Genomic DNA, 25,305 nt, shown 5'->3' on the forward strand with positions numbered 1-25,305 from the left:
TGCGGCAAAGTCACAGGAAGGTCCGAAACGCAATGGTCGATACTCGCAGCATCAGGGCTGAGGCCGGGTGACGGACGGTGAGGGGCGAATCGCCCGTGAGCTGTGCGCGGCGCTCGGCCCGTCCGCCGCTCCGGCCGACGTGGGTGCGGCGATCTCGCAGATCGTGGGACGCCAGGTGGCGCACGACGCACTCCGGCTGGTCGCCCTGAACCCGGCGATCGGCATCGGCCTGGGCGCGTTCAGCTTCTGGCACGAATACCAGCCCGCGCTGATCAGTGCCCTGGTGCTCAACGGGTATCTGCACGGCGACCCGTGCCCGCTGCCGGCCCTCGCCCGGCAGAGCCTGCCGGTGTGCGTTGTCGGAGCAGGTGCCGGCGACGGCCGGCGCAACACGCTGATCCGGCAGGTCCTGGCCGCCCACGGAGCCGGCAGCGAACTGCGCCTGGTGATACGGGACCGCCATGGGGTGTGGGGCCTGCTCGGCCTGCTTCGCGCCGAGGGCGGCAGACCCTTCGGCGAGCGGGACTTCCACCGGATCCAGCGACTCGCCCCTGCCCTACCGGCGGCGTTGCGCGGATACGTGACGGCCGGCCCGCTGACACCCACCGTTCCGGCGCTGCCGACGGGGGTCATCACGATCAGCCCTGACCACACGGTCCGCTCCATATCGCCCCAGGCACGGGCATGGGTACGGCAGATGTGGCCCGCCGCCGGGAGCGGGGTGCCGGACTGGATCGCCAACGCGTTCTGGGTCGGCCTGTCGCTGCACGTACGGGCGCACACTCGCGATCCGCGCGCCTGGACGCCGCTGATCTGCGCGCCGGCGGCGAATTTCGGACGCTGGATATTGATCCACGGCCAGCCGCTGGACGAGAACGGCGACAGCGACGTGGCCATTCTCATCCAGGCGGCGGGCGGCAAACTGCTGCTGCCGTCATTTTGCGATTGGTACGGCATCACGACCGGCGAACGCCGCGTCATCGAATACCTGTACGCGGGGGCCTCGGCGAAACAGATCGCCCGAATCCTGGACCTGTCCATTTACACCGTCAACGACCACTTGAAATCGGTGTACCGCAAGACTCGGGCGCAGAGCCGGGACGAACTCATCGCGGCCATCGCCGGCTGACCACCATTTCCCGACGGACCAAGCACTTCGACTTCGGCCCCATCGGCAATACCGTCTCGGACGACCGGCACGCCGGCCAGGTCGGCGGCGGAGACCTCGCCCCCGGACCAGCCGGAGATGCACAACCTGTCACCGCGGCGACTCGACCAGCCCGCGACCCGTCAGCAGCGTCCTTGTCTCGCTCATCCTCACCACGTCCTCCTTCGTCAGGAGACGCCGCTCTGCCGTCTTCCGTCCAAACGGCCGCCGATCAGACCGAAGGAGTCCTCCGATCGCGGCGGGTGTCGAGTGGAGCGGCGCCCGCCCGCCGGCCCCGCGGACCAAGCTCGGACCGGTGGGTGGGCGCCGCCGGCATGGGGATGTCAGGCGCCGCGGGCGGCGTCGTAGCGGGCGATGAGGTCGTTCCAGTTGATCAGGCCCCAGAGCTTCTCGACGTAGTCCGGGCGCACGTTGCGGTACTGCAGGTAGTAGGCGTGCTCCCAGGCGTCGAACACGAGCAGCGGGGTGGTGTTCATGCCGACGTTGCCGTGGTGGTCGTAGACCTGCTCGACGACGAGCCTGCGGCCGAGCGGCTCCCAGGCCAGCACGCCCCACCCCGAGCCCTGCACGGTGGCGGTGGCGGTGGTGAGCTGCTTCTTGAACGCGTCGAACGAGCCGAAGTGCTCGGTGATCGCCTCCCCCAGCTCACCGTCGGGGCGGTCGCCGCCGTCGGGAGACAGGTTCTGCCAGAAGATCGTGTGCAGGACGTGCCCGGACAGGTTGAACGCGAACGTCTTCTCCAGCCCGACCAGGCCGCCGAACTCACCCTTGTCGCGCGCCTCGGCCAGCCGCTCCAGGGTGTCGTTGGCGCCCTTGACGTAGGCGGCGTGGTGCTTGGCGTGGTGCAGTTCCAGGATCTCCCCGGTGATCGCGGGCTCCAGGGCCGCGTAGTCGTACGGCATGTCCGGAAGGGTGTACTCGCCCATGGGCGTCTCTCCTCGAAAGGTGTTACTTGCAAATATCTTGCAAGAACAATAATCATGCAAGTACTTCACGTCGAGATCGGTGGCGGTCCACGGGGAGCTCGACGAGCACGTCGGAGCGGCGGCAGATCGGGTGGTGGTGAGGGGTGGGGTCGCCGCAAGGCCGAAGAGCGATCGTCAGCCCCGGCACGGCCCTGGCGCAGGCCGAGGCGGGTCAGCGCCTCCCCCAGGTCCTCTTTCTAGCTCATGCCCGCCCCCGCCAGGGTCGCGAACGCCCCTCGCCCCGCCTCCCAGCTCAGCGCGCCTCGCCCCGCCGTCTCGCAGCCCAGCGAGCCTCGCCCCGGCGTATCCCGGCCCAGTGCGCCTCGTCCCACCGCCTTCCGGCCCAGCGCGTCCGACGGCGCATTCGAGGGCGCAACCCGCCGCAACCCCCGAACCTCCGAATGCGGGCACCTCGATGTGCGCCCCGCTCCACCTTCAGACCGGCGAAGGAGCAGTGGGCGTCGAGTATGACGAGCACATTGTCGGCGGTGGGGCCGTGCTCGGCCAGGCGCCGCCCGGTGGTGAGGCGCACGGGCCGCCCGACCTGGGTGGGGCCGGTGCGGTGGCGGGCGGTGAGCGCGGCTATGCTGCTGATCCCCGGAATGACCTTGTAGTCGAATGTCACGTTGCCTCGCTGGAGGATCTCCTCGACGATGGCAAGCGTGCTGTCGTACACGCCGGGGTCGCCCCGCACCAGGAACGCCCCGGCCTGGCCGTCACGCAGCTCGTGGCGGATGAGCGCCTCGCAGGCGAGCGCGCGGTGCGAGCGCCAGTCCTCCACGGCGGCGGTGTACGCCGGGACGGTTGTCCGGTCGCGCTCGGGGTCGCGGGCCTCGGCGATCCGGTACGGCGCCCGACCGTGCGCGGCGATCAGATCCAGCCGGAGCTGGACCAGTTCATGTTTGACCTCGCCCTTGTCCACGATGAGGAACACCTCCGTGGCGCCGATGGCCTTGACCGCCTGCGGGGTGAGATGGTCGGGATCTCCGGCTCCGATGGCGATGACGAGTCGCCGCTTCACTCGCAAGAATGTGCCAGAACGGCAGATATACGATATGCCTCGCAAATCACCCAAGGAGGGCCGTGAATCTCGTTGAACAGGGTGACGCCTTCGCCGCGTTCTGGCAGGAGCGGCACCTGTGTACGCTCTCCACCGCGCGCCCCGACGGCCCGCCGCACGTGGTGCCGGTGGGCGCGACGCTGGACCTGGCCACCGGCATCGCCCGGGTCATCACCTCGGGCACCTCGGTCAAGGCCGGGCTCATCGGCGCCGACGGCGCGCTGGTGGCGCTCTGCCAGGTGGACGGCCGCCGCTGGTCGACGCTGGAGGGCCGGGCGGTGGTGCGTACCGAGCCTGAGCAGGTGGCCGACGCCGAGCAACGCTACGCCGCCCGTTACAAGCCGCCGCGCCCCAACCCGGCGCGGGTGGTCGTGGAGATCCAGGTGACGCGCGTGCTGGGCAACGTGTGATCACGGCCGTCGGCATCGGCGCGGACGGCCGGGACGCGCTGTCCCCGGATGTGCAGCGCGCACTGGAGACCGCCGACGTGCCGGCCAGGCTGGCGACCGGGCTCGGGTACGGCCCCAGCCCCATGACCGTCCTGTCGGACCCGGGCGCGGACTCGGAGAGCGTACTGACGGGGACGGCGGAGACCTGGTCGTCGACGGAAGCCGACCCCTCCACGCTGAACGTGATCGCCCTCGAGCACGTCCCCGGCCCCGGCGCCGAGCTTCTCTCCCGCGTGCCCGGCCCGCCCGATGCCGCGTTCGAGCACGACGGGCAGCTCACCAAGCGGGAGGTCCGCGCCGTCAGCCTGTCACGGCTCGCCCCGCGGCCCGGGGAGACGCTGTGGGGCGTGGCGATGGAGAGCAGGGCCGACCGCGCCGCCGCCATCGCGCGCAACGCCGACCGGCTCGGCGTGCCGGTGCTGCGGGTCGTCGAAGGCAGGGCGCCGGCCGCGCTGAAGGGCCTGCCGGTGCCGGACGCGGTGTTCGTCGGCGGCGGCCTGACCGTGCCCGGGCTGCTGAAGACCTGCTGGGCGGCGCTGCGGCCCGGCGGCAGGCTGGTGGCGAACGCCGCCACCCTGGAGTCCGAGTCCGTCATGGCCCAGTGGTACGCCCGGCTCGGCGGCGATCTGGTACGCCTGGCCGTACAGCGGGCCTCACCCGTCGGCTCCTTCACGGGCCTGCGGGCCGCGATGCCGGTGACCGTGTGGTCGGTCACCAGGAAGGACGTGCCGTGACCGTGTACTTCATCGGGGCGGGCCCCGGCGCCGCCGACCTGATCACGCTGCGCGGCCTGCGGCGGCTGCAGTCGGCGCCGGTCTGCCTGTACGCGGGTTCGCTCGTGCCCCGCGAGCTCCTGGACGCCTGCCCCTTGGGAACCAGGCTCGTCGACACCGCGAACCTCACCCTCGACGAGATCGTGGTGGAGCTGCTCACCGCCCACCGCGCGGGCCTGGACGTGGCGCGGCTGCACTCCGGCGACCCGTCGGTGTTCAGCGCGGTGGCCGAGCAGATGCGCCGGCTGGACGAGCTCGGCGTGCCGTACGAGGTGGTTCCGGGGGTGCCGGCGTTCGCGGCGGCCGCGGCCGCGCTGGGCAGGGAGCTGACCGTGCCCGGCGTCGGCCAGACCGTCATCCTGACCCGCACCTCGGCGCGGGCCACGCCGATGCCCGAAGGGGAGGACCTGAAGACCCTGGGCGCGAGCGGCGCCACGATCGTGCTGCACCTGGCCGTGCAGCGGATCGACGCGGTGGTGGAGGAGCTGCTGCCCTCCTACGGGCCGGACTGCCCGGTGGCGGTGGTGGCCCGGGCCAGCAGGCCCGACGAGGTGATCCTGCGGAGCACGCTGGCGGACATCGCCGGGCAGGTCCACGCGGCCGGGATCCGGCGTACGGCGGTGATCGTCGTCGGCCGGGTGCTGTCGGCCACGCAGTTCCCCGACAGCCACCTCTACAGCGCGGATCGGGAACGGCCGTGCGACGGGTCCTGATCCTGGGCGGCACGGCCGAGGCACGGGCGCCGGCCGCCGAGCTGTCCAGCCGCACCGTTCACGTGGTGTCGTCGCTGGCCGGGCGGGTGAACAACCCGCGGTTGCCGGGCGGGTGAGCAAGTCGCGGTTGCCGGGCGGGGAGGTGCGCGAGGCCGGGTTTAGACCGCCGGCACCAGGGCCGCCGTCCGACCGGGGGCCGACCCGTCCGCGCAGGCCGGCGCACACGAGGGCGAAGATCCCTCTCACGGCCAGCCCGTACAGGCCATGAAAGCTACCGGCAGGTATCCCTTCCTCCCGTTCGCGTGCGAGCCCCGCGTAGGGTACGGGGGATGAGGCGGTTCCTGGATGGGCTGGCCGCGTTGATCGTGGTCGGGATGTTCTGGTTGCCGCCGACGGCGGCGGCCTCCGCGGACCGGTCGCGGCTGGTGGCCGGGCTGGTGCTGGCCTGCGTGACGGGCGCGGTGATGGTCCTGCGGCGGCGCCTGCCGGCCGTGTCGCCGTTGCTCGCCGCGGGCGCGACCATCGCCGGGAGCGTCCTGGGGGTGTGCCAGGACCCGATGCTGGCCGCGGCGTGGTGCCTGTACCCGCTCGCGGTCGCGCACGCCGGCCGCACCCGTACGATCGTCCTCGTCCTCGTCGGCCTGCTCACCGCGCTGGCGACGGTGGCGGCGGTCCCGGACGAGGGCGCGAGCGGCGCAGGGCAGCGGCTGACGCTGGCCGTGGCCGCGTTGAGCGTGTCCTGGCTGCTCGGCACGGCGGTCGGCAGGCAGATCGCGGCCGCCCAGGAGGCGGAACGGGCCCGGGTGCAACTCGCGGTGGCGCGTGACGTGCACGACGTGGTCGGCCACGCGCTCGGCGTGATCAGCGCGGAGGCGGGGGTGACCCGGAGCCTGACCGACGCGAGTGAGCAGGAGTTACGCGACACGCTGGCCGGCGTCGAGTCGCACGCGAGGCGGGCGCTGGAGGAGATGCAGGCGCTCGTACGCGGGCTGCGGTCCGGTGCGCCGGAGGGCGTGGCGGGGATCGCGCGGCTGGACGGACTCGTGGCGGCGACCCGCGCGGCGGGCGTGGGCGTCGAGGCGCGCATCGAGGTGAACGGCCCGGTCGACGACGTGGCCGGGGCGGTGGCGTACCGGATCGTCCAGGAGTCGCTGAGCAACGTGGTGCGGTACGCGCCGGGCGCGGCCTGCTCGGTGGACCTTCGGCAGGACGGCGGGGAGATCGTCGTGCGGGTGCGCGACCACGGGCCCGGGACTCGGCCGGCGCGGAGCGGCGACGGATCGGCGTGGGACGGCGACGGGCCAGCGCGGAGCGACGGATCGGTGCGGGGCGGGGACGGGCCAGCGCGGAGCGACGGATCGGTGCGGGGCGGGGACGGGTCGGGGTTGGAGGGGATGCGTGAGCGGGCTCGGCTGATGGGTGGCACGGTGACCTGGGGGAACCATCCGGGGGGCGGGTTCGAGGTGCGTGCCAGGCTGCCGGTCAGGAGCGCGCCTTGAGCGGGGTCGTCAGCGTCTTCCTGGCCGATGACGACGACCGCTTCCGGGCCGCGTACCGGAAGTTGTTCGACCGGACCGAGGGGTTCCGGGTCGCCGGGGAGGCGGGCGACGGGGAGACGGCCGCGCGGCTCGTCGGCGCGCTCAAGCCCGCGGTGGCGCTGCTCGACGTGCAGATGCCGGGCATGAGCGGCCTGGAGGCGGCGCGCCGCATCCTCCCGGACGCGGCCACCCGGGTGATCATGCTGACGACCTTCGACCTGGACGAGTACGTCTATGAGGCGCTGACCCTCGGCGCGTCGGGGTTCCTGCTGAAGAACGCCTCCCCGCAGGAGGTGCTCCAGGCCGTCCGCACGGTCCACGCCGGCCACGCCATGCTGGCGCCGGAGGTCACCGCGCGGCTGATCCGCCGCTTCACACCCCAGCGGCCCGGGCGGCGGCACGCGTTCGCCGGGCAGGTGCTGTCCGAGCGCGAGCTGCAGGTCGTGCGGCTCGTCGCCCGCGGGCACTCGAACCAGGAGATCGCCGATGAGCTGTTCCTGAGCGTGGAGACGGTCCGGACGTATCTGCGGCGCATGTTCGCCAAGCTCGGCGTGCACGACCGCACGCACCTGGCCGTGCTCGCCCACGAGGCGGGACTGCTGTACGAACCCCGGTAGGTGTCTCCTTTCGGGGGACGCGAGCGGGTGCCCTCCCGCCCCAGGCTGGCGACGTCCATCCGAGGCGAGGTAGGCGATGATCGAGATCTCACAGCTCAGCAAGCGTTACGGGGCCAAGGCGGCCGTGGAGGACGTCAGCTTCACGGCGCGTCCCGGCCGGGTCACCGGCTTCCTGGGCCCGAACGGAGCCGGCAAGTCCAGCACGCTGCGCGTCCTGCTGGGCCTGGACGCGGCGAGCGCGGGCACCGCGCTGGTCAACGGGATGCGCTACCGCGACCTGAGGCATCCCCTTCGTACGGTGGGGGCGCTGCTGGAGGGAGCCGGCCCGGTGCCCGAGCGCCGCGGCGTCGATCACCTCACCTGGATCGCGCAGTCCAACCGGATCCCGCCCCGCAGGGTCCGGGAGGTGCTCGAACTCGTGGGGCTGGGCGAGGCGGCGCGGCGGCGGGTGAGGACGTACTCGCTGGGGATGGGGCAGCGGCTTGGCCTGGCCGCGGCGCTCCTCGGCGAGCCCGAGATCCTGGTGCTCGACGAGCCGGTGAACGGGCTGGACCCGGAGGGTATCCGCTGGATCCGGCGCTTCCTGCGGGACTACGCGGCGGCCGGGCGTACCGTGCTGCTCTCCAGCCACCTGATGACGGAAATGTCCGGCACTGCGGATGACGTGGTCGTCATCAACCGCGGGCGCGTCGTCACCCACGGCTCGCTCGCCCAGGTCACCGCGGGGCACCGCTCGCTGGAGGAGGCGTTCTTCGCGCTGACCGGCGACCCCATGGGGCCGGGGTGGTGAGCGCCGTGCGGGCCGAGCTGACCAAGATCCTCACCCTGCCCCGCGTGTGGATCGCCACCGGCGTCGTCCTCGCCCTCCACGTGCTGGTCCTGGTCCAGTCGGTCCGGCTGACCGCCGAGGCGGTCGCGGGCATCACCCCCGACGGCGTCATCGAGATCTTCATCGGGACGCCGCAACCGGCGACCGAGGCGATCCTCGGTCTGCTCGCCGCGTCCTCGCTGCAGATGGGCCTGCTCGTCCCGGTCCTCGCCGCGATGATCGCCGGGCAGGAGTTCCGCTCGCACCAGCTCGGGGTGACGGTGCTCGCCATGCCCCGGCGAGGCCGGCTGGTCGCGGCCAAGGCTCTGGCGACCGCCGTGTACCTGCTCCTCATGGCTGTCGTGATCGCGGGGATCAGCACCGCCTTCATGTACGCCGCCGTCCGGGACTGGAACCCGGGCCTGCTCGTGACGGGTCCCGCGGTCCTCGGCCACGGGAAGTTCGTGGCCTTCGCGGTCCTGTTCGGGCTGACCGGCTTCGGGGTCACCGTCGTCGCGCGCAGCACGCTCGTCGGCGTCATCGTCACGATCGCCCAGATCGCCGTCACCATGACCCAGGCACTGGCCGGGGCCGCTCCCGCCCTGGACGCGCTCCTCCCCGTCAGCGCCGCCCGGAACCTGCTGCTCGACCCCGGGATCAACCGGCTCACCGCCGGCCCCGGGCACGCCCTGCTCGTACTGGTCGCGTGGGCGGGGGCCACGACGGCGGTCGCCGGGATCACGCTCAGCAGGAGGGACGCGCGATGAGCGCCATCCGGCTCGCGGACCTGCTGCGCGCGGAGCTCACCAAGACCCGCACGCTCCCGGCCACCTGGATCGCCCTGGGCGTCGCGTCCGCCGCGAACACCGTGCTCGCCCTCCTCGCGGCGACGGACGCCGTACGGCTCGCCGGGCAGGACGGGCCGGTCGCGATCGGGCAGCTGGGCACGCTCATGGTCGCGCCGGTCTACGTCTTCGCCGCGATCGCCGTCTTCGCGGCGGGCAGCGAGTACCGCGCCGGGCAGCTGCGCGTCAGCCTGGCCGCCGTCCCCGACCGCCACCGGCTGGCCGCCGCCAAGCTCGCCGCGGTCACGGCGGCCTGCCTGCTCGCGGCGGGCCCCGCGATCCTGCCCGGCCACCTCGTCCAGCCGGTCGCCGATCCGGCCTCTCTCCTGGCGGTCTATCTCCTGCTCGGCCTCGTCGGATACGGCTTCGCCGTCGTCGCGAGCGGCGTCGTGGCCCCGCTCGCCGTGCTGTTCGTCACGCCGGTCCTCATCTCGCCGGCGCTGCGCGGCAGCCTGCCGGACGTCGTGCGGTTCCTCCCCCACGAGGCGGCCCTCAGCCTCCTCGGCCTGCCCGCGGACCCGGCCACCGCCCTGAGCCGCACGGGCGGGCTGCTGACGCTGGTCGCCTGGGCCGGCCTGTCCGCCGGAGCCGGCTGGGCGGCCCTCGTCAGGCGGGACGCCTGAGATGTTACGTTACGTTCCTTGCTCCTTGATCGGTTGAGGACTGCTGATGAGACAGGACGTACGCGTGCCACTGCCGGACGGCGGTTCGCTGGCGGCGACGGTGGCGCTGCCGCAGGGGACGGCGCCCGCGGCCGGGTGGCCGGGCGTGGTGGTCCTGCACGAGATCTACGGCATCGAACCGGACATGCTGGACGTGGTGGACCTGTTCGCCGAGCACGGGTACGCGGCCGTCCTACCGGACCTGTACAGCCACGGCACCAGGGTCGGGTGCCTGGCGCGGGCCATGCACCAGTTCGTGACCGAGAAGCCGGGCCGGCCGGCCGCCGACATCGACGCCACCCGGCAGTGGCTGGCCGCCCGCGACGACGTCGACGGCGGCCGGCTCGGGGTGATCGGCTTCTGCATGGGCGGCGGGTTCGCCCTCGCGTACGCGGCGAGCGCGCCGCCCGGAGTGCGGGCCGCGTCGGTCAACTACGGCGCGGTCCCCCGCGACCAGGAGCGGCTGCGGCCGGTGTGCCCGGTCGTGGGCTCCTACGGCGGCCGCGACCAGGGCTTCGGCAGGCACGGCACGCGGCTGCGCGAGCACATGCGGGCGCTCGGCATCGAGCACGACGTCGAGATCTATCCGGACGCCGGGCACTCCTTCATGACCGACGGCCATCACCCCGTCGCGAAGCTCGCGCTGTTCCCGCTGCGTCACGGCCTCGTCCGCGCGGCGGCCGACGACGCGTGGCGGCGCACGTTCGCCTTCTTCGACAGGTACGTGGCAGGCGGCGAGTAGCGCGGGGAAGGCGGGAGGCCGCAGGGCCTCCCGCCTATGGCATGACCGGGCTCAGACCAGCGGCAGGCGCCGCACGCCGGTCATGGTCGGCATGGGCATGAACACCACGGGGTCGTCCGGATCGGTGCGCAGGTGGTCGAACCGGTCGAGCAGGATGTCGAGGGCGACCCGCCCCTCCAGCCGGGCCAGGGGCGCGCCCAGGCAGAAGTGGATGCCGCGGCCGAAGGCGAGATGCGGGTTGGGGTCGCGATCGGGGTCGAAGACGTCGGGGTCGGTGAACTGCCGGGGATCGCGGTTGGCCGCCCCGAGCCAGACCAGGACCGTCTGATCGGCCGGTATCGTCACGCCGCCGAGCCGGGCCTCGCGGGTGGTGGCGCGGGCGAGCAGGGCGAACGGGGTGAAGAAGCGCAGGGACTCCTCGATGATCGCCGGGATCGCCGCACGGTCGGCCCGCGCCCGCTCCTGGTGCTCGGGGAAGGCGTCCAGGGCCAGCACCGTGTTGCCGAGCAGCATCGTCGTGGTGACGTGCCCGGCCAGCAGCAGGACGATCGCGAAGTTGACCACCTGCTCGTCGGGCAGGCGTTCGCCGTCCACCTCGGCCTCGACCAGCTTCGTGAGCAGGTCGGCGCGCGGCTGCCGGCGGCGTTCGGCGGCGTGGCCGGCGAGGTAGGCGGACATCTCCCACCACGACTTCATCGTGGTCTCCCTGTCCTGCGGCCGCCGTTCGAAGAGCTCGTCGAAGGAGACCTTGGTGTCCTGCCGGAACAGCGTGTCGGCCCACTGCTTGAACAGGCCGCGGTCGCTGCTGGGCACGCCCAGCAGCTCGGCGATGACGATGACCGGGAGCGGGTAGGCCAGGTCGCGCACCAGCTCGAACCCGCCGCGCTCGCGTGCCTCGTCGAGCAGTTCGTGGGTGACGGCGGCGATCCGCGGCTCGAGGTCCGCGACGACCTTGCGGGTGAAGGCGCTGCTGACCAGCTTGCGCAGCTTGCCGTGCTCCGGCGGGTCGATCTGGGTGATGAAGCCCTCCAGTGACAACCCCTCCGGCTTCTGGTCCTCGGGGGTGATGCGAAGGACGTTGGAGGAGAACGTCGCGGGGTCGCCGAGGATCTCCTGCAGTTCGGGGTAGCCGTAGACGTTCCACATCCCGGCGGCGGCGTTGTGCTCCACCGGCCCGCCCGCCCGCGGGCCGTGCAGCCAGAAGTGCTGTTCGGGGATGTTGTACCGCTCGACGATGTCAGACATCGCCACTCCCTTGATCGTTGGATGATTTCCCGGTTGAGCGGATCGCCCGGCAGGGGACGCGGTGGCGTCGTGCCGGGGTCGTGCGATGAACGGCACGTGCTCCTCGACGATCGAGTTTCACCCGGAGTCCTGATCGTCGTCTTTCAGCCGCTTGCGATACTCCTCCCAGCGCTGGAGCGACTGGTCCGCGTCGCGTACGAGGAAGTCGAAGAAGTCCCTGGTGTCCTTCAACAGCGCCCGCTGCGCGGTGCGGTCGTCACCGATGATCGACAGTCCGAGGCTCAGCGCCTCCACGATCGACTCGACGCCGGCCAGCCGGCCCCGCATGATCTGGGCCCATCCTTCGCGAACGACCTGGTAGCGGTGCTCACGAGCCGACGTGGGGACGCGCTCGATCATCCCGCCGGCCTCCAGCTGCCTGGCGACGGTGCTGACCATGGTCTTGCTGACACCGAGCTCGGCGGCCAGATCGGTGAGCGACTGGTCCGGCGGGGCGCAGATCAGCAGCCACGCGTACAGGCGGCCCATCGTCCGGCCTCCGCCGAGGCGCTCCATGACGAGCCCCATCCGGTCGACGAACTCGCTCTCCTTCTGATCCACCTTGCCAACTCCGTGAGCGTCGTAAAGCACGTACTTGATGAAGTCTACGTCGATGCGCCGCTCCGCGCGGCGCCCGGCGCTCGCAAATCGGGATACTGTGAACATCCAGATGATGTCATCATCCCAATCGAGGAGCGATATGACCGACGTGCCGGAGATCGACCTGACCGATCCCGCCGTGCTGGCGGATCCGTTCACCGCGTACGCGGGCGCCAGGGAGCAGTCACCCGTGGCGCGGCTGGTGGCGCCCGGGTTCGGCCCGTTCTGGGCGGTGCTCCGGCACCAGGAGGCCAGGGCGATGCTGAGCGACCCCAGGCTGACGACGAACGAGCACAGCTACCGGCGGCCCGACGTGCCGGAGCACTGCCTGCCGTACCTGCGGACCATGTCGGAGATGAACGGCGCCGAGCACGCCCGGCTGCGCCGGCTGGTCGCGCCCGCGTTCACGCCGCGCAAGGCGGCCGGGTTCGGGCCGCGCATCGAGGCGATCGTGGAGCGGCTGCTCGACGAGCTGCCCGCGGAGCCGGATCTGCTGGCACACTTCGCGGGCCCGCTGCCGATCGAGGTGATCTGCGAGCTGGTCGGCATCCCCGTCGCCGACCGTCCCCGGTGGCGCGAGTACGGGGCCGCCATCGTGGCCGGGCACGGCGAGAGCTTCAAGGACGCGATCCCCCGCATCCTCGAGGGCGCCACCGCCGCGGTCGCCAGGGGCCGGGCGGAGCCGGGCGAGGACCTGATCTCCGACCTGGCCCGCGTCATGGAGGAGGACGGCGACCGGCTCTCCGAGACCGAGCTGATCACCATGGTCTGGACGCTCGTCATGGCCGGCCAGACGCCCACGAACCTCATCGCCAACGCCGTCGCCGCCCTGCTGTCCCACCCCGGCCAGCTCGCCGCGCTGCGGGCCGATCCCGCCCTCATGCCGCGGGCGGTGGAGGAGCTGATGCGCTGGTGCGGGCCGCAGTTGCTGACCATCCCCCGCTTCGCCGCGGAGGACCTCGAGATCGGTGGCGTGCGCGTCCCCAAGGGCGTGCCGGTCACGGCCTCGATCGCCGCGGCGAACCGCGACCCGCGCGCCTTCGACGAGCCGGACCGGTTCGACGTGCGGCGCGAGCCGTCGGCGCATCTCGGGTTCGCGCACGGGCCGCATTTCTGCGTCGGGGCCTCGCTGGCCCGCGTGCAGACCGGGATCGCGCTCGGCGCGCTGCTGCGCCGCTTCCCCGCTCTGGCGCTCGCCGGCGAGGCGCGGCACATGCCCGACCCGGGCACCTGGCGCCTGACGTCGCTGCCCGTGTCCCTGTGAGACCGCGGTTCAGTAGCCGACCGTGAATCTGGCGCGGTGGTGCCGGGGGCGCTCGGCCTCGTCGAGCAGCGCGACGGCGAAGTCCTCCATGGAGATCGCCGACGTGCCCTCGGCGTCCACCAGCAGCTCGTCGCCCCCGACCCGGTAGCGGCCGGTACGCTCCCCCGGCTCCAGCAGCGCGGGCGGGCTCAGGTACGCCCAGTCGGCGCCCGGCTCGGCCCGGCAGACCTCCAGCTGAGCGTTGCAGGCCAGCGCGATGGGCCGCCACGAGGGCGGGAAGTCCGGGGTCTCGACGACGGTGAGGCCGCCGGTGCCCGGCACGGTCAGCCCGGCCGCGCCGCCGACGAGCAGCAGCCGCACGCCGGTCCGCGCCACCCCGGCCAGCAGCGCCTTGGCGGTCGTGACCAGGTCGGCCTCGTGGCCGGGCGCGGGCCGGGTGGCGCTGATGACGAGGTCCTGCCCGGCGCTGAGCGCGGCCACGTCCTCGACGTGCGAGGCGTCGCCGGCGCGGGCGTGCGCGGCGGGCGGCAGCAGGGGGAAGCGGGCGGGGTCGCGGACGACGGCGGTGACCTCGTGGCCGCGCGACAGCGCCTCGGCCACGACCCTGCCCCCCACGGCTCCGGCGGCTCCGAAGACGGTGACGCGCATGTCAGGACTCCTTTCCGACCAGGACGCGGGGCGTCGCGGTCAGCGTGCGGGCGGGGTTGCGCTGGGCCACGACCAGGGCGGCCAGGACGACGAGCGCGCCGAGCGCCTGGGCCGCGGTGAGCTCCTGGCCGAGGACGAGCCAGCCGAGCGCGGTGGCGACCACGGGGCTGAGCAGGCCCAGGAACGTGACCTTGGTCGCCGACAGCAGCCGCAGGCCCCGGAACCACAGGACGTAGGCGAGCGCGGATCCGATGATCGTGAGGTAGGCGTACCCGGCGAGGTTCGCGCTGGTGAGGGTGGCCGGCGGCGCGCCCTCGACGAGGAGCGCCACCGGGAGCAGCAGCAGGCCGCCGGCCACGAGCTGCCAGCCGGTGGTGGCCAGCAGCGGCGCGGGCGACTGCCACCGCTTGCTCAGCACCACGCCCAGGGCCATGACGACGGCGCCACCGAGCGCCGCGGCCACGCCGAGCGCGTCCAGCCGGGCGTCGGCCCGCAGCACGAGCAGGCTCACCCCGGCCACGCCCGCCACGGCGGCCAGCGTCGTGCGCACGGACAGGCGTTCGCCGAGGAGCCCGGCCGACAGCAGCGCGACCAGCAGGGGCTGGATGGCGCCCACGGTGGCGGCCACCCCGCCGGGCAGCCGGTAGGCCCCCACGAACAGCAGCGCGAAGAACACTCCGATGTTCAGCGCGCCGAGCACCAGGGCGCGCCACCACCAGATGCCCGCCGGCAGGCGGCGGGTGACGGCGACCAGGAGGAGGCCGGCGGGCAGCGCGCGGATCACGGCGGCCAGCAGGGGGCGGCCGGGCGGCAGCAGCTCGGTCGTGACGAGGTACGTGGTCCCCCAGATGGCGGGGGTCAGCGCGGTCAGCAGAACGGTTCCCGATTGATTTCTTAGCACTAAGACAAAGTATCTCAGCGCTAAGTTACTTGGCCAGGTGATTTACCTCACCGCTAAGGCATCGTTAGGCTGGAGTGGTGGCTGATCACGTCGACCTGATACTCAAGCAATGGGACGCCCAGCGCCCTGACCTGGACGTCTCCCCCATGGCGGTGATCGGGCGGCTGTCGCGGCTGATCCGGCTGATCGACGCGGAGCTGGGCCGTACGTTCGCCGCGCACGGGCTCGACCGGGCCTCCTTCGACGTGCTGGCCACCCTGCGCCGCAGCGACCCGCCGCACCGGCTGACGCCGGCCGAGCTGATGCGGGCCTCCATGGTCACGTCGGGGGCGATCACCCAGCGGCTCGACCGCCTGGAGTCCAGGGGGCTGGTGACCCGCACGCCCAGCGAGGCCGACGGGCGGGTGGTGTACGTGACACTCACCGACGAGGGGTACGCCCTGATCGACCGGGCCCTGCCGGACCATGTCGCGACCGAGGACCGCGTGCTCTCGGCCCTGCCGAAGGAGCGCCGCGACGAGCTCGCCCACACGCTGCGCGACCTGCTGGAGTCCCTGGGGGACACCACCACGCTCACCTGACCGGGCACGCTCACGACCCGGATGCCCGCGCCATCGCCCAGCGCGGGTCGTCCACGAAGTGGACGTCGTAGCGGTGCTGCTCGGTCAGCAGACTGTCCGGCGCTTCCAGACCCTGGGAGATCCGCCCAAGATGCCGGAAATAGTCGAACCGCTCCATCCCCGGCGTCATGACCACGAGCAGGTCGGCGACCACCCCGAGGGCGGCGCCGAACGCGTGCGGCAAGCCTGGGGGCACCACGACCAGGCCCCCTGCGGCCACGGTGACCATCCGCTCTCCGAGCAGGAACTCCGCCTGTCCGTCGAGCACGTAGAACAGCTCCGACGACAGCAGGTGACGATGCGGCCTGGCGCCGTCGGCTCCGGCGCTCAACGTGAGCCGGTTGACGCCGGCGGCGCCGCCCGTCCCGCTGGCGTCCACGAGCAGCCGGAACGCGCTGCCCCCGGCCAGCTCCACCACTTCTGCGGTCTCTCCGGCAACGACCACGGACATGTCCACTCCTTTCAGAAACGATCGAATTCGTGGCCGTCTACCAGGCGACCGGCAGGCGGTCCACGCCGTAGATCAGCATGGTGTCCCGCAGCGGGATCTCCTCGGCGGGCACGGCGAGCCGCAGGTCCGGGAAGGCGCGCAGCAGGGCCGTGTAGCCGATGCGCATCTCGACGCGTGCGAGCTGCTGCCCGAGGCATTGGTGCAGCCCGTGCCCGAAGGCCAGGTGTCCGGTCGCCGACCTGCGGAAGTCCAGCCGGTCGGGATGTTCGAAGCGGCCGGGGTCGCGGTTGGCGGCGGGCAGCGAGATCGTGACGACCTCGCCCTCCCTGACCAGCCGGCCGCCGACCTCCACGTCCGCCAGGGCCGTCCGGGTGGGCCCGATGTGCACGATGCTGAGGTAGCGCAGCAGCTCCTCGACCGCGTCCTTGATCAGCGACGGGTCGTGGCGCAGCTCCGCCAGCCGGTCCGGGTCGCGCAGCAGCGCGTACGTGCCCAGGGCGAGCATGTTGGCGGTGGTCTCGTGCCCGGCGACGAGCAGCATGAGGGCGATGTTGGTGAGCTCCTCGTCGTTCAGCTCCCCGCCGGTGATCAGGCCGCTCAGCAGGTCGTCCGCGCTCTCGGCGCGCTTGCGCGCCACCAGTTCGCCCAGGTACGCGGCCAGGCTGCCGACCGCGCCCATGATCGCCTCGGCGGAGGCGTCCAGCGAGAACATCACCGCCGTGTCGTGCTGGAAGCGCTCACGGTCGGCGTACGGGACGCCGAGCAGGTCGCAGATCACCAGGGACGGGATCGGCAGCGCGAACGCCTGGACCAGATCGGCGGGCGGCCCCTGGCGGCGCATCTCCTCGATCTGCCGCTCGGCCAGCTCCTCGATCTTCGGTTCGAGCAGCTTCATGCGCCGCACGGTGAACTCGCCGGTCAGCAGCCGCCGGTAATGGGTGTGTTCGGGCGGGTCCAGGCGGCTGATGACGCCGGGAGGCGCGGGCCGGGGCGCCTCCTGGGCCATCGCGTGGGGTGTGGGCGAGCGCCGCAGCTCCATCCGGGCGCTGAAGCGGGGGTCGGCCAGGACGGCGCGGGCGGCGGCGTAGCCGGTGACCAGCCAGCCCTCGTGGCCGTCGGGGTAGGTCATGCGGCTGACCGGCTCCCGCCCGAGCAGATCCTTGGGCGGGTCGAAGGGGCAGCGGGGGTCGCGGTCGGTGGGCAGTGCCACGTCGGTCTCCTTACGGGTCAGGCGAGGTCACGGCGCTTGAAGGCGGCCAGTCCGAGGCCGGCCAGCGCCAGGGTGAGCAGGGTCAGGACGATCAGCGGGGTCGCGGAGAACGAGGCCCCGGTGAGGATCTTGGGCACGTGGTGCATGGGCACGATCGTGTTGGCGACCCAGTAGTCGATCCCGAGCGCGGGCCCGACCGCCTCGCCGAACACCTGCTGGCCCAGGAAGACCACCCAGATGACGGCCACGGCCAGCCGCGGGACGAGCCCGAAGGCCAGCATCCCGATCGCGCCGACCGTCCACACGGCCGGTACGAGCGCCAGGGCGGCGCCCAGCACCCTGGGCAGCTGGGTGCCGACGTCCCCCATGCTCAGGCCGTACACGAGCCCGGCGCCGAGGCCGCCCGCGGCCATCACGCTCGCGCCGCCGGCCGCGGCGAACACCAGGTGGCTGACGGCCCAGCTGGTACGGGTGACGGAGGCCGACAGCGTCAGCTCCGCGCGCCCGCTGGACTCCTCGGCCCGCAGCCGCAGCGTCGCCAGCATCGGGTAGAGCGTCGCCAGCCCGGCCAGGCTCACCAGCACCATCCAGATGAAGGTGTCGGAAAGCCCCGCGTCAGGGGAGGCGGTGTAGCGGCGGAAGAACTCCTCCACCTGCGCCCCGCCCTGCTTGGCGACCTCCGGCATGCCCTTGGCGATGCCGGCGGTGGCCATGCAGAAGACGGCGTACGCGGCGGTCCAGCCGAACAGCTGGCCCTTGTGCTGTCGCCAGGCCAGCGCCAGCGGGCTGCGCAGCGAGGGGGCGGCGGCGTGGGCTCCGACGCGTTCGGGCAGGGTCCCGGCGCCCAGGTCGCGCCGGGCGGCCAGCCGGTAGGCGACGGCGACGAGCGCGGCGGCGAGGAGCAGCGGCACGACGGCCACCCACCAGCGATCGGCCGCGAACGGCTCCATCAGGTGGCTCCACCCGAGCGGCGACATCCACCGCAACCACGGCAGATCACCCCCGTCGGCGACGAAGCGGAACAGGTAGGCCACGCCGAGGACGGTGAAGGCGATGGCGTTCGCGCTGCGCGAGCGCACGGTGAGCTGCGCGGCCACGGCCGCCACCCCCGCGAACACGACCCCCGGCATCGCCATGGCCAGCGCCATGGTCAGGGACCCGGGGCGTCCAGGCCGTTCCATGCCGAGCCCGGTGAGCAGCCCGGTCAGCAGGCTCACCGCGCAGGCCAGCAGCAGGCTCGCGGTCAGCGAGGCGAAGCGGCCGATCACGGCGGCGCCGACCAGCTCGGCGCGGCCGGACTCCTCCTCCGCGCGGGTGTGCCTGACCACGGACATGATCGCCATGAGGGCGGTGAGGGTGAACCCGATGTCGCCGATCTTCCACAGCGCCAGGTTGCCCAGGCCGTGCCCGTGCAGCGGCCCGGTGAACGCGGTGAGCGCCGAGTTCCCGCCGACCTCGGCCACGAAGTCCAGCCGGGCGGCCTCGGTGGGGAACACCTTGCCGTAGTACGGGACCATGCCGACGACCAGCAGGACCAGGAACAGCACCCAGCCGGGCGCGACGACCCGGTCGCGGCGCAGGTAGAGCAGCAGGAGCCGTCCGGTGCCGGTCATCGGGCCGTCCCCGCGGTGGTGTAGTGGCGCAGGAACAGCTCCTCCAGCGTGGGCGGCCGGCTGGTCAGAGCGCGCACGTCCGCGCGGCTCAGCAGCTCCAGCACCCGGGGCAGGGCGTCGGGATCGACCTGGCAGCGTACGCGGCCGCCGGACACCTCCGCGTCGTGCACGCCGGGGACCCGCTCCAGGCCGGGCAGGGCGCCGCCGACCTCGGCGGTGACCGACGTCCTGGTGAGATGGCGCAGGTCGGCCAGCGTGCCGGTCTCGACGATGTGGCCGTTGCGGATGATGCTCACCCGGTCGCACAGGGCCTCGACCTCGGACAGGATGTGGCTCGACAGCAGGACCGTACGGCCGCGCTCGCGCTCCTCCTGCACGCACTCCTGGAAGACCGCCTCCATGAGCGGGTCCAGGCCGGAGGTCGGCTCGTCGAGGATCAGCAGCTCGGCCTCGGAGCACAGGGCGGCGATCAGGGCGACCTTCTGGCGGTTGCCCTTGGAGTAGGTGCGGCCCTTCTTGCGCGGGTCGAGCTCGAAGCGGTCGAGGAGCACGGCCCGGCGCTTGGCGTCGTTGCCGCCGCGCAGCCGGCCGAGCAGGTCGATCACCTCGCCGCCGGTCAGGTTCGGCCAGAGGGAGACGTCGCCGGGCACGTACGCGAGCCGCTTGTGCAGCTCGGCGGCCTCGCGCCAGGGGTCGCCGCCGAGCAGGCGGGCCTGTCCGGAGTCGGCCCGCATGAGGCCGAGCAGGATCCGGATCGTCGTGGACTTTCCCGCGCCGTTGGGGCCGAGGAAGCCGTGGACCTCGCCGGTCTCGACGGACAGGTTGAGGTCGTCCAGTGCGCGGATCCGGCCGAACATCTTGACCAGGCCGGACACCGCAATCGCGGTTTTCATGCTTCAGAAGCTACACAGTATTCACAAGTTTGTGAAGTTAAATAAGAATGTACCCTGTGCGAAGGACGAGGCTTGGAGGGGAAGCATGCGTGATGATCAGGCGGTGGCGCAGTTCGTGGAGAGCGCGGCGGCGACCTTCGCGGAGTGGGGGTTCCCCCGGATGGCGGCCCGGGTGCTGCTGACCCTCATGGCCTCCGACGAGCCGGCGCTGTCGGCGGCCGAGCTGGCCGAGCGGCTGGAGGTCAGCCCGCCCGCGATCTCCGGCGCCGTGCGCTACCTGGTCCAGATGGGGCTGCTCGAACGCCGCCCCGTTCCGGGCTCGCGCCGCGATCTCTACCAGATCAGGGACGACGCCTGGTACACGTCCTCGGCCACCACGGGTTCGGTGTACAAGGTGCTGGGCGATCTGGCCGACGACGGCGTGCGCGCGCTCGACGGCTCTCCGGCGAGCGCTCGGGTGACAGAGATGCGGGACTTCTTCCGCTTCGTCCAAGTTGAGATCGCCGGAATCCTGGACAAGTGGCGGGAGCATCAGAAAGCGAAGTGATCGCCGGGGGTCGTCACCCGGCGCAGGTGAGGATGATCTTGCCAGCGACCTCGCGCCGCTCCAGCGCCCGGTGCGCGGCGGCAGCCTCCGCCAGCGGGAAGCAGGTTCCGACGCGTGGCTGGAGGCGGCCGTCGCAAGCCAGGTCGAACAGCGTGCCGAGCAGGACCCGATGGCCCGCCGGATCGGCCCTGATCTCGGCGGGCAGCGAGCAGATGGCCGTGCGACAGCCCGGGAGCAGGTTGAGCAGCCGGTTGTGCGCGGCGCCCGTGATCGTGCCGGCCAGGACGTGACCGGGGCGGCCGATGAAGGCGTAGCTGACCAGCACGCCGCCGGGGGCGAGCAGGCGGCGGTTGGCGCGCATGGTACGGCCGCCGATGTGGTCGAACACGGCCCGCACGCCGTCCGGATGCCGCCGGCGGATGATTCGTGCGGCGTCGTCGCGACGGTAGTCGAGGGGAATGACATCGTGGCTCTTCAACCGATCGAGGCCGCGGTCGCCGGCGGTCCCGTACATGACCAGTCCCCGCAGGCGGCCGAGCTGGCACAACGCGTCGCCGACGCCCCCGGCGGCGCCGTGGATGAGGACCGCGTCGCCGGGGCGGGCGCGGGCGTGCCGGTCGAGGAGGCTGAGCGCGGTCAGGTAGTCCAGCGGCATCGCGGCGGCCACGACCGGATCCAGGTCCTCGGGAACGGGGGTCAGCGAGGCGACGGGCAGGGTGGCGTACTCGGTGTAGCCGCCCATCCGGGGCAGGCAGGCGGCGACCCGGGTGCCCGGGACGAGCCGGTCCGGGCCGGTGGCCGGTCCCTGGTCGACGACCTCGCCGACGATCTCGTAGCCGGGGGTGAAGGGGGTACGGCGCTGGAACAGGTACTCGCCGCGCCGCGCCATCACGTCCGTGTGGCCGACGCCGGCGGCCAGGACGCGCACCCGGGCCTGCCCCGGGCCCGGGACGGGCGCGACGGCGTCGGCCAGGCGGAGCGCGCCAGGACCGCCGAAGCGCTCCACGACGATCCGGCGGTGCTCGACGGGCTCAGCCATGGCACACCGTCCGGCGGGCCCAGTCGAAGATGACCTCGTGCGCGAGATGGACGGCGCCGTTCTGGCAGTGCCCGCCGCCACCGTCGGCGGCGGCGAACTCGTGGACGTTCACCGAACGCGCGCCGGTGAGCTTGCGGGCGAAGAGGTGGCCGAGGTGGGGGTCGTAGAAGTGCTCGGCCTCGCCCAGCAGGACCAGGACGTCGGCCTGGATGTCGCCCACCCATTCGCCCTCTTCGTAGCGGCCGATCTCGGCGATCAGCTCCGGCAGCGTGGCAGTGCCGAAGGTCCAGTGCGCGTTGCGCAGCGCCCAGCGCAGCTCGGCGTCGTAGCGGGCGTACAGCCTGATCAGAGTCCGTAACCAGGCGGGCATGCGGGTGAGGTGACCGCGGAGCGGGCCGGGCATCTTGTGTGCGAACGCCTCCAGCATGCCGGGGAAATAGTCGAACAGGACGATCCCGTCATAGCGCCGTTCGACGGCGGCGGCCCTGGCCATCAGGTGGCCGCCGAAGCTCACTCCGACGCCGATGATCGCGCCGGGATCGCAGTGCCGCGTCAGCGAGTCGATGGCCGTGGCGGCCGGGCGTTCCCAGTGGGGGGTGAACGGCTTGGCGAACTCCCGCAGCAGGTTCCCCTGCCCGGGCCCCTCATAGATCAGCACGTGGAAGCCCCGTTCCAGGGCTCCGGCGCCGATGGTGAAGTACAGCTCCTCGGGGGTCGAGTCGAAGCCGCCGTGCACCACGAACACGTCCCTGGCCTCCGGGTGCGGCGACCGCAGGAAGATCGTTTCGAGTTGGGCGTCCTCGTACGGCAGGCGCGAGCGGGTCGCGTCCACCCCGAGCGCCGTCAAGCCCGCGTCGAACCACTCGCGCGAGCGGCGCGCGGTCGACGCCCGGCGCGGGTCGTCGGCCGTGAGGTAGAACTCCGCCGTGCGCAGGTAGTTGCCCGCTCTCAGCAGGGCCTTGCCGCGAGAGACCGCGTCGGCCAGGCGTTCGCCGCGGGCGTGAACCGCCGTGCCGAGCCGGGACCAGTGCTCGTACCAGGACCCGAAGTCGCCGCGGCGGACACGGGACACCGCGCTCACGACCTCGCCGTAATCCGCCCCGTCGAACGGGCCCGACCACAGCGCCCGCACCGCTTCGAAATGGAACGTGGGGGTCGGGGAGAAGGAATGACGCATGCCGCCTCACAATGCATGTCATGTCATTAGATGTCATGACGCACAATATAGATGACATGACATTTATTCAAGTAGACTCCCGTGGGTGGACGAGGTCCTGGAGTTCGTGCTGGCGATCAAGGCCGCGCATCGGGAGATCAACCGCCGGTTCGGCGAGGCCCTGCGGCCGCTCGGGATCACGGTGGTGCAGGCGGAGGCGATCCTCGTCCTGGCCGAGGACGAGCCGCTGTCGCTGAAGGAACTGGGTGCGCGACTGATCGCCGAGGCGGGCAATCCGAGCCGGCTGATCGACCGCCTCGACGCGGCCGGCCTGGTCCGGCGCACGCTCTCGCGGGAGGACCGGCGCCAGGTCGAGCTGGCCCTGACCGAGCGGGGGCACGAGATGGCGCGCCGCGTGCGTGAGGCGCGGCGGCCGCTGCTCGACTGGGGGCGCGAGCTGCTGGACGAGCACGAGTTCGTCGCCGCCAGCACCGCTCTGCGGCGGCTGCTCGACCGGTCCTGAGCCGGTCTTGCGGCCTCGCCCGTTCTGACGCGCGCTCCTACTGCTTCTGCGGCTTCCTGATGCCCTCGCGCCAGATCTGCCGGAACAGGTGGGGCGTGCCCTCGTCGGTGTGCACGCCCACGGTCCCGCGTACGTGCCCGTGCCCGGAGACCTCGGCGAGCATGGCCGCCGCGAGGTCGGCGCGGCCGGTGTACAGGCCGCCGGGGAAGTCCTCGCGCAGCCCGTAGTCCGTGATCGTCCCGGAGTCGTACAGCCAGGCCGAGCGGACGATCGTCCAGTCCAGGTCCGCGGCCCGCACCAGGGCCTCCATCCGGATCGTGTCCGCGTAGAGGGTCCGGCCGGGTTTGCGCATGAAGTACGGCTCCACGATCCGGGTGAACAGGAACGAGTCGCTCGGCCGGTAGGCGGGGTCGATGGCGGCGCTGCTCGCCACGACCAGCCGCTTCAGGCCGTGCCGGGACATGGCCGCGACGAGGTTGGCCGCGCCGGTCGAGTACGTGGTGATGGGCTTGGAACTGTAGGAGACGCCGACCACCGACAGCACGGCCTCGCCGCCCGCGACGACGTCCTCGACCGCGCGACGGTCCTTGACGTCGGCGCCCGCCACGGTCAGCCCGTCACGCGGCGCGATGGCGGACGGGACGCGGGTCACGGCGACGACCTGATGCCCCTGGGCGAGGGCCTGGGCGGTCAGCACCCGGCCCGTGGGCCCGTTGGCGCCGAAGACGACAAGACGCATGTCTGCTCCTTCACGAGGGTCTTTCCCCCATGACGCGGCGCGGGCCGCGAAGGTGACGGCGCTACCCCAGGCCGCTGAGGTCCAGCCGGGCGACGCGCTCCGGGTCGGCGAGCACGTCGATCTGCGCCACCCGCCCCTCCACGATCGCGAACCCCATGATCGCGAACGGCCGCCCGTCCCGCAGCGCGACGAACCCCGCCGAGCCGTTCACCAGGGCCGGCCACGCCGACCCCGCGAGCCGGGCCCAGCCGATCGCCTGCCGGGCCACCGCCGCCGCGCCCCTCACCACGGTCAGCGCCCCCCGTCCGCGCAGGTCGGAACGGGCGGTGACGTCCGGATCCAGCACGGCCAGCAGCGCCTCGAAGTCGCCGTCACGGGCGGCGGCCAGGAACGCGTCGACGACCTCCCGCTGCCGGGTCAGGTCGGCGTCGGGCCCCGGGGCCGAGCCGCGTACCCGGCGGCGGGCGCGGCTGGCGAGCTGCTTGGCCGCGTCCGTCGTACGTCCCATGATCGGCCCGATCTCCTCGAACGGCACGCTGAACATGTCGTGCAGCACGAACGCCAGCCGCTCCGCCGGCGTCAGCGACTCCAGCACCACGAGCAGCGCCAGCCCCACCGAGTCGGCCAGGAGCGCCTCCTGCTCCGGATCGGCGCCCTCCGCTGGGCCGACGACGGGGTCGGGCAGGCGCGTGCCCAACGGCTCCTCGTGCCGCGCGGCGCGCCTGCGCAGCAGGTCCAGGCAGATCCGCCCGACCACGGTGGTCAGCCAGCCGCCCAGGTTCTCCACCTCGCCGGCGTCGGAGCGGCTGAGCCGCAGCCACGCCTCCTGCACGGCGTCCTCGGCCTCGCTGTGCGAGCCGAGCATCCGGTAGGCCACCGCCGCAAGGCGCGTGCGGTGCTCCTCGAACCGCCCGGCCAGAAACTCGTGCTCGTCCATCTGTCACCTTTCCGCACGCGGTCGCGTCATCCACATGACGCACCACGACCGGCGAAGGTGACCGGTCGCCAGACCCAAGGAGAGATCATGACCGACGTTCCCTTCACCCGGACCGAGACGCCCGTGCTGGAGCCGATCACGATGATCAACGCCTTCACCGTGCCGGTGGAGGAGTCGGAGCGGTTCCTGCGGCGCTGGAAGAGCAACGCCGAGATCATGGCAGGCAAGCCCGGCTTCGTGCGGGCCCGGCTCCACCAGTCGCTGATCAACGGTGCCGAGCTGCGTTACGTCAACGTCGCCCACTGGGAGAGCGGTGCGCAGCTGGAGGAGGCGCAGAAGGATCCGGAGTGGTACGCGAACACCCTGCAGATGCTCAACGATCCCGAGCTGCACATCCAGGCGCGGCCCAGCATCTACGAGGTGGTCGTCGAGGTGGAGCCGGGGGCGCGGCTGCTTCCCTAGCCTTGCCCCCCAGGCCGGGGACGGCCGGCCGGGCGCGGTGTTCAGCCGCGGCGCCGGCGCCCGGAGCCCCGTCTCGAG

At 72.5% G+C, this 25,305-nt stretch carries 30 protein-coding genes; 16 read left to right on the forward strand and 14 right to left on the reverse strand.

The window, feature by feature from the left end:
* Positions 1-67 precede the first annotated feature (67 nt).
* A complete protein-coding gene (locus HD596_RS65330; RefSeq protein ID WP_221519928.1) occupies positions 68-1,129 on the forward strand; it encodes a helix-turn-helix transcriptional regulator in 1,062 nt (353 codons plus the stop codon).
* 362 nt (positions 1,130-1,491) lie between these two features.
* On the opposite strand, the gene HD596_RS47870 is transcribed toward HD596_RS65330, so the two are convergent.
* Together HD596_RS47870 and cobF are read right to left on the reverse strand one after the other, a co-directional pair.
* Positions 1,492-2,094: a superoxide dismutase gene (locus HD596_RS47870; RefSeq protein WP_185075980.1), complete on the reverse strand. Its 603-nt coding sequence runs from the start codon at positions 2,092-2,094 to the stop codon at positions 1,492-1,494.
* 292 nt (positions 2,095-2,386) lie between these two features.
* Positions 2,387-3,154 (reverse strand): precorrin-6A synthase (deacetylating), encoded by a 768-nt coding sequence (gene cobF / locus HD596_RS47875; RefSeq protein WP_185075981.1) that lies wholly within the window; start codon positions 3,152-3,154, stop codon positions 2,387-2,389.
* A 62-nt stretch (positions 3,155-3,216) separates the two neighbouring features.
* On the opposite strand from cobF, the gene HD596_RS47880 reads away from it, so the two are divergent.
* The 10 genes from HD596_RS47880 (at position 3,217) to HD596_RS47925 (ending at position 10,340) form a co-directional block, all read left to right on the forward strand.
* The gene (locus HD596_RS47880; RefSeq protein ID WP_313046382.1) at positions 3,217-3,603 is read left to right on the forward strand and encodes a TIGR03618 family F420-dependent PPOX class oxidoreductase; all 387 of its coding nucleotides are present in this window, start codon (positions 3,217-3,219) and stop codon (positions 3,601-3,603) included.
* Positions 3,600-4,376 (forward strand): bifunctional cobalt-precorrin-7 (C(5))-methyltransferase/cobalt-precorrin-6B (C(15))-methyltransferase, encoded by a 777-nt coding sequence (locus tag HD596_RS47885; RefSeq protein ID WP_185075983.1) that lies wholly within the window; start codon positions 3,600-3,602, stop codon positions 4,374-4,376. Before HD596_RS47880 ends, HD596_RS47885 begins: the two co-directional genes overlap by 4 nt.
* Complete coding sequence (gene cobM / locus HD596_RS47890) at positions 4,373-5,128, forward strand: precorrin-4 C(11)-methyltransferase (RefSeq protein WP_185075984.1); 756 nt, start codon at positions 4,373-4,375, stop codon at positions 5,126-5,128. The genes HD596_RS47885 and cobM overlap by 4 nt, the downstream gene beginning before the upstream one ends.
* On the forward strand, positions 5,113-5,244 hold the full coding sequence (locus tag HD596_RS47895; protein ID WP_185075985.1) for a precorrin-6A/cobalt-precorrin-6A reductase: 132 nt from the start codon (positions 5,113-5,115) through the stop codon (positions 5,242-5,244). The genes cobM and HD596_RS47895 overlap by 16 nt, the downstream gene beginning before the upstream one ends.
* Before the next feature lie 213 nt (positions 5,245-5,457).
* Positions 5,458-6,627, forward strand: a complete 1,170-nt coding sequence (locus tag HD596_RS47900) for a sensor histidine kinase (protein ID WP_185075986.1) — start codon at positions 5,458-5,460, stop codon at positions 6,625-6,627.
* Positions 6,624-7,283 (forward strand): response regulator, encoded by a 660-nt coding sequence (locus HD596_RS47905; protein ID WP_185075987.1) that lies wholly within the window; start codon positions 6,624-6,626, stop codon positions 7,281-7,283. Before HD596_RS47900 ends, HD596_RS47905 begins: the two co-directional genes overlap by 4 nt.
* A 76-nt stretch (positions 7,284-7,359) precedes the next feature.
* Positions 7,360-8,073 (forward strand): ABC transporter ATP-binding protein, encoded by a 714-nt coding sequence (locus HD596_RS47910; RefSeq protein ID WP_185075988.1) that lies wholly within the window; start codon positions 7,360-7,362, stop codon positions 8,071-8,073.
* Positions 8,070-8,858, forward strand: coding sequence for an ABC transporter permease (locus tag HD596_RS47915; RefSeq protein ID WP_185075989.1), 789 nt, complete (start codon positions 8,070-8,072; stop codon positions 8,856-8,858). Before HD596_RS47910 ends, HD596_RS47915 begins: the two co-directional genes overlap by 4 nt.
* Positions 8,855-9,559 carry an ABC transporter gene (locus HD596_RS47920; protein WP_185075990.1) on the forward strand — a complete coding sequence of 235 codons (705 nt, stop codon included), beginning with the start codon at positions 8,855-8,857 and terminating at the stop codon, positions 9,557-9,559. The genes HD596_RS47915 and HD596_RS47920 overlap by 4 nt, the downstream gene beginning before the upstream one ends.
* A 46-nt stretch (positions 9,560-9,605) precedes the next feature.
* The gene (locus HD596_RS47925; protein ID WP_185075991.1) at positions 9,606-10,340 is read left to right on the forward strand and encodes a dienelactone hydrolase family protein; all 735 of its coding nucleotides are present in this window, start codon (positions 9,606-9,608) and stop codon (positions 10,338-10,340) included.
* Between the two features lie 51 nt (positions 10,341-10,391).
* Here HD596_RS47925 and HD596_RS47930 read toward each other — a convergent pair whose 3' ends face one another.
* Positions 10,392-11,585, reverse strand: coding sequence for a cytochrome P450 (locus tag HD596_RS47930; protein WP_185075992.1), 1,194 nt, complete (start codon positions 11,583-11,585; stop codon positions 10,392-10,394).
* 117 nt (positions 11,586-11,702) lie between these two features.
* Positions 11,703-12,185 (reverse strand): GbsR/MarR family transcriptional regulator, encoded by a 483-nt coding sequence (locus tag HD596_RS47935; protein ID WP_185075993.1) that lies wholly within the window; start codon positions 12,183-12,185, stop codon positions 11,703-11,705.
* A 139-nt stretch (positions 12,186-12,324) separates the two neighbouring features.
* On the opposite strand from HD596_RS47935, the gene HD596_RS47940 reads away from it, so the two are divergent.
* A complete protein-coding gene (locus HD596_RS47940; RefSeq protein ID WP_185075994.1) occupies positions 12,325-13,488 on the forward strand; it encodes a cytochrome P450 family protein in 1,164 nt (387 codons plus the stop codon).
* Between the two features lie 9 nt (positions 13,489-13,497).
* Here the strand turns inward: HD596_RS47940 and HD596_RS47945 are convergent, their stop codons facing one another.
* Both HD596_RS47945 and HD596_RS47950 read right to left on the reverse strand, forming a co-directional pair.
* Entirely contained in the window at positions 13,498-14,136 is a 639-nt protein-coding gene (locus HD596_RS47945) for an NAD(P)-dependent oxidoreductase (protein ID WP_185075995.1), read from the reverse strand.
* A gap of 1 nt (position 14,137) precedes the next feature.
* Positions 14,138-15,037 (reverse strand): EamA family transporter, encoded by a 900-nt coding sequence (locus HD596_RS47950; RefSeq protein ID WP_185075996.1) that lies wholly within the window; start codon positions 15,035-15,037, stop codon positions 14,138-14,140.
* Positions 15,038-15,114: 77 nt separating this feature from the next.
* Here HD596_RS47950 and HD596_RS47955 point away from each other — a divergent pair, with 77 nt between their 5' ends.
* Positions 15,115-15,618 (forward strand): MarR family winged helix-turn-helix transcriptional regulator, encoded by a 504-nt coding sequence (locus HD596_RS47955; protein ID WP_185075997.1) that lies wholly within the window; start codon positions 15,115-15,117, stop codon positions 15,616-15,618.
* A gap of 10 nt (positions 15,619-15,628) precedes the next feature.
* Here HD596_RS47955 and HD596_RS47960 read toward each other — a convergent pair whose 3' ends face one another.
* Genes HD596_RS47960 through HD596_RS47975 form a run of 4 tightly spaced genes read right to left on the reverse strand, consistent with a single transcriptional unit; the run spans position 15,629 to position 19,824 of the window.
* Entirely contained in the window at positions 15,629-16,108 is a 480-nt protein-coding gene (locus HD596_RS47960; RefSeq protein ID WP_185075998.1) for a cupin domain-containing protein, read from the reverse strand.
* A 37-nt stretch (positions 16,109-16,145) separates the two neighbouring features.
* Entirely contained in the window at positions 16,146-17,318 is a 1,173-nt protein-coding gene (locus HD596_RS47965; protein WP_313046383.1) for a cytochrome P450, read from the reverse strand.
* Positions 17,319-17,335: 17 nt separating this feature from the next.
* The gene (locus HD596_RS47970; protein ID WP_185075999.1) at positions 17,336-18,931 is read right to left on the reverse strand and encodes an ABC transporter permease; all 1,596 of its coding nucleotides are present in this window, start codon (positions 18,929-18,931) and stop codon (positions 17,336-17,338) included.
* Positions 18,928-19,824 (reverse strand): ABC transporter ATP-binding protein, encoded by an 897-nt coding sequence (locus tag HD596_RS47975; protein ID WP_185076000.1) that lies wholly within the window; start codon positions 19,822-19,824, stop codon positions 18,928-18,930. The genes HD596_RS47970 and HD596_RS47975 overlap by 4 nt, the downstream gene beginning before the upstream one ends.
* 85 nt (positions 19,825-19,909) lie before the next feature.
* Between HD596_RS47975 and HD596_RS66210 the strand changes: the two genes are divergently transcribed.
* Positions 19,910-20,371 carry a GbsR/MarR family transcriptional regulator gene (locus HD596_RS66210; RefSeq protein ID WP_185076001.1) on the forward strand — a complete coding sequence of 154 codons (462 nt, stop codon included), beginning with the start codon at positions 19,910-19,912 and terminating at the stop codon, positions 20,369-20,371.
* A 13-nt stretch (positions 20,372-20,384) separates the two neighbouring features.
* Here HD596_RS66210 and HD596_RS47985 read toward each other — a convergent pair whose 3' ends face one another.
* Positions 20,385-21,410, reverse strand: coding sequence for a zinc-binding dehydrogenase (locus tag HD596_RS47985; RefSeq protein WP_185076002.1), 1,026 nt, complete (start codon positions 21,408-21,410; stop codon positions 20,385-20,387).
* Entirely contained in the window at positions 21,403-22,587 is a 1,185-nt protein-coding gene (locus tag HD596_RS47990) for an alpha/beta hydrolase (protein ID WP_185076003.1), read from the reverse strand. The genes HD596_RS47985 and HD596_RS47990 overlap by 8 nt, the downstream gene beginning before the upstream one ends.
* Positions 22,588-22,672: 85 nt before the next feature.
* On the opposite strand from HD596_RS47990, the gene HD596_RS47995 reads away from it, so the two are divergent.
* Positions 22,673-23,089 carry a MarR family winged helix-turn-helix transcriptional regulator gene (locus HD596_RS47995; protein WP_185076004.1) on the forward strand — a complete coding sequence of 139 codons (417 nt, stop codon included), beginning with the start codon at positions 22,673-22,675 and terminating at the stop codon, positions 23,087-23,089.
* Between the two features lie 37 nt (positions 23,090-23,126).
* Here HD596_RS47995 and HD596_RS48000 read toward each other — a convergent pair whose 3' ends face one another.
* Entirely contained in the window at positions 23,127-23,828 is a 702-nt protein-coding gene (locus tag HD596_RS48000) for an NAD(P)-dependent oxidoreductase (RefSeq protein ID WP_185076005.1), read from the reverse strand.
* Between the two features lie 61 nt (positions 23,829-23,889).
* A complete protein-coding gene (locus tag HD596_RS48005; protein WP_185076006.1) occupies positions 23,890-24,765 on the reverse strand; it encodes a sigma-70 family RNA polymerase sigma factor in 876 nt (291 codons plus the stop codon).
* An 87-nt stretch (positions 24,766-24,852) separates the two neighbouring features.
* On the opposite strand from HD596_RS48005, the gene HD596_RS48010 reads away from it, so the two are divergent.
* Complete coding sequence (locus HD596_RS48010) at positions 24,853-25,227, forward strand: antibiotic biosynthesis monooxygenase family protein (protein WP_185076007.1); 375 nt, start codon at positions 24,853-24,855, stop codon at positions 25,225-25,227.
* Positions 25,228-25,305 lie beyond the last annotated feature (78 nt).

Origin of the sequence: Nonomuraea jabiensis (genome assembly GCF_014204795.1) — a bacterium.
In the GTDB taxonomy this organism is placed as follows: Bacteria; Actinomycetota; Actinomycetes; order Streptosporangiales; family Streptosporangiaceae; genus Nonomuraea; species Nonomuraea jabiensis.

Coding starts and splice junctions, on each gene's coding strand:
- HD596_RS47870 (WP_185075980.1), bottom strand. CDS start 2,094: ATGGGCGAGTACACCCTTCCGGACATGCCGTACGACTACGCGGCCCTG.
- HD596_RS47900 (WP_185075986.1), top strand. CDS start 5,458: ATGAGGCGGTTCCTGGATGGGCTGGCCGCGTTGATCGTGGTCGGGATG.
- HD596_RS47910 (WP_185075988.1), top strand. CDS start 7,360: ATGATCGAGATCTCACAGCTCAGCAAGCGTTACGGGGCCAAGGCGGCC.
- HD596_RS47920 (WP_185075990.1), top strand. CDS start 8,855: ATGAGCGCCATCCGGCTCGCGGACCTGCTGCGCGCGGAGCTCACCAAG.
- HD596_RS47925 (WP_185075991.1), top strand. CDS start 9,606: ATGAGACAGGACGTACGCGTGCCACTGCCGGACGGCGGTTCGCTGGCG.
- HD596_RS47930 (WP_185075992.1), bottom strand. CDS start 11,585: ATGTCTGACATCGTCGAGCGGTACAACATCCCCGAACAGCACTTCTGG.
- HD596_RS47940 (WP_185075994.1), top strand. CDS start 12,325: ATGACCGACGTGCCGGAGATCGACCTGACCGATCCCGCCGTGCTGGCG.
- HD596_RS47945 (WP_185075995.1), bottom strand. CDS start 14,136: ATGCGCGTCACCGTCTTCGGAGCCGCCGGAGCCGTGGGGGGCAGGGTC.
- HD596_RS47960 (WP_185075998.1), bottom strand. CDS start 16,108: ATGTCCGTGGTCGTTGCCGGAGAGACCGCAGAAGTGGTGGAGCTGGCC.
- HD596_RS47970 (WP_185075999.1), bottom strand. CDS start 18,931: ATGACCGGCACCGGACGGCTCCTGCTGCTCTACCTGCGCCGCGACCGG.
- HD596_RS47975 (WP_185076000.1), bottom strand. CDS start 19,824: ATGAAAACCGCGATTGCGGTGTCCGGCCTGGTCAAGATGTTCGGCCGG.
- HD596_RS66210 (WP_185076001.1), top strand. CDS start 19,910: ATGCGTGATGATCAGGCGGTGGCGCAGTTCGTGGAGAGCGCGGCGGCG.
- HD596_RS47985 (WP_185076002.1), bottom strand. CDS start 21,410: ATGGCTGAGCCCGTCGAGCACCGCCGGATCGTCGTGGAGCGCTTCGGC.
- HD596_RS47990 (WP_185076003.1), bottom strand. CDS start 22,587: ATGCGTCATTCCTTCTCCCCGACCCCCACGTTCCATTTCGAAGCGGTG.
- HD596_RS48000 (WP_185076005.1), bottom strand. CDS start 23,828: ATGCGTCTTGTCGTCTTCGGCGCCAACGGGCCCACGGGCCGGGTGCTG.
- HD596_RS48005 (WP_185076006.1), bottom strand. CDS start 24,765: ATGGACGAGCACGAGTTTCTGGCCGGGCGGTTCGAGGAGCACCGCACG.
- HD596_RS48010 (WP_185076007.1), top strand. CDS start 24,853: ATGACCGACGTTCCCTTCACCCGGACCGAGACGCCCGTGCTGGAGCCG.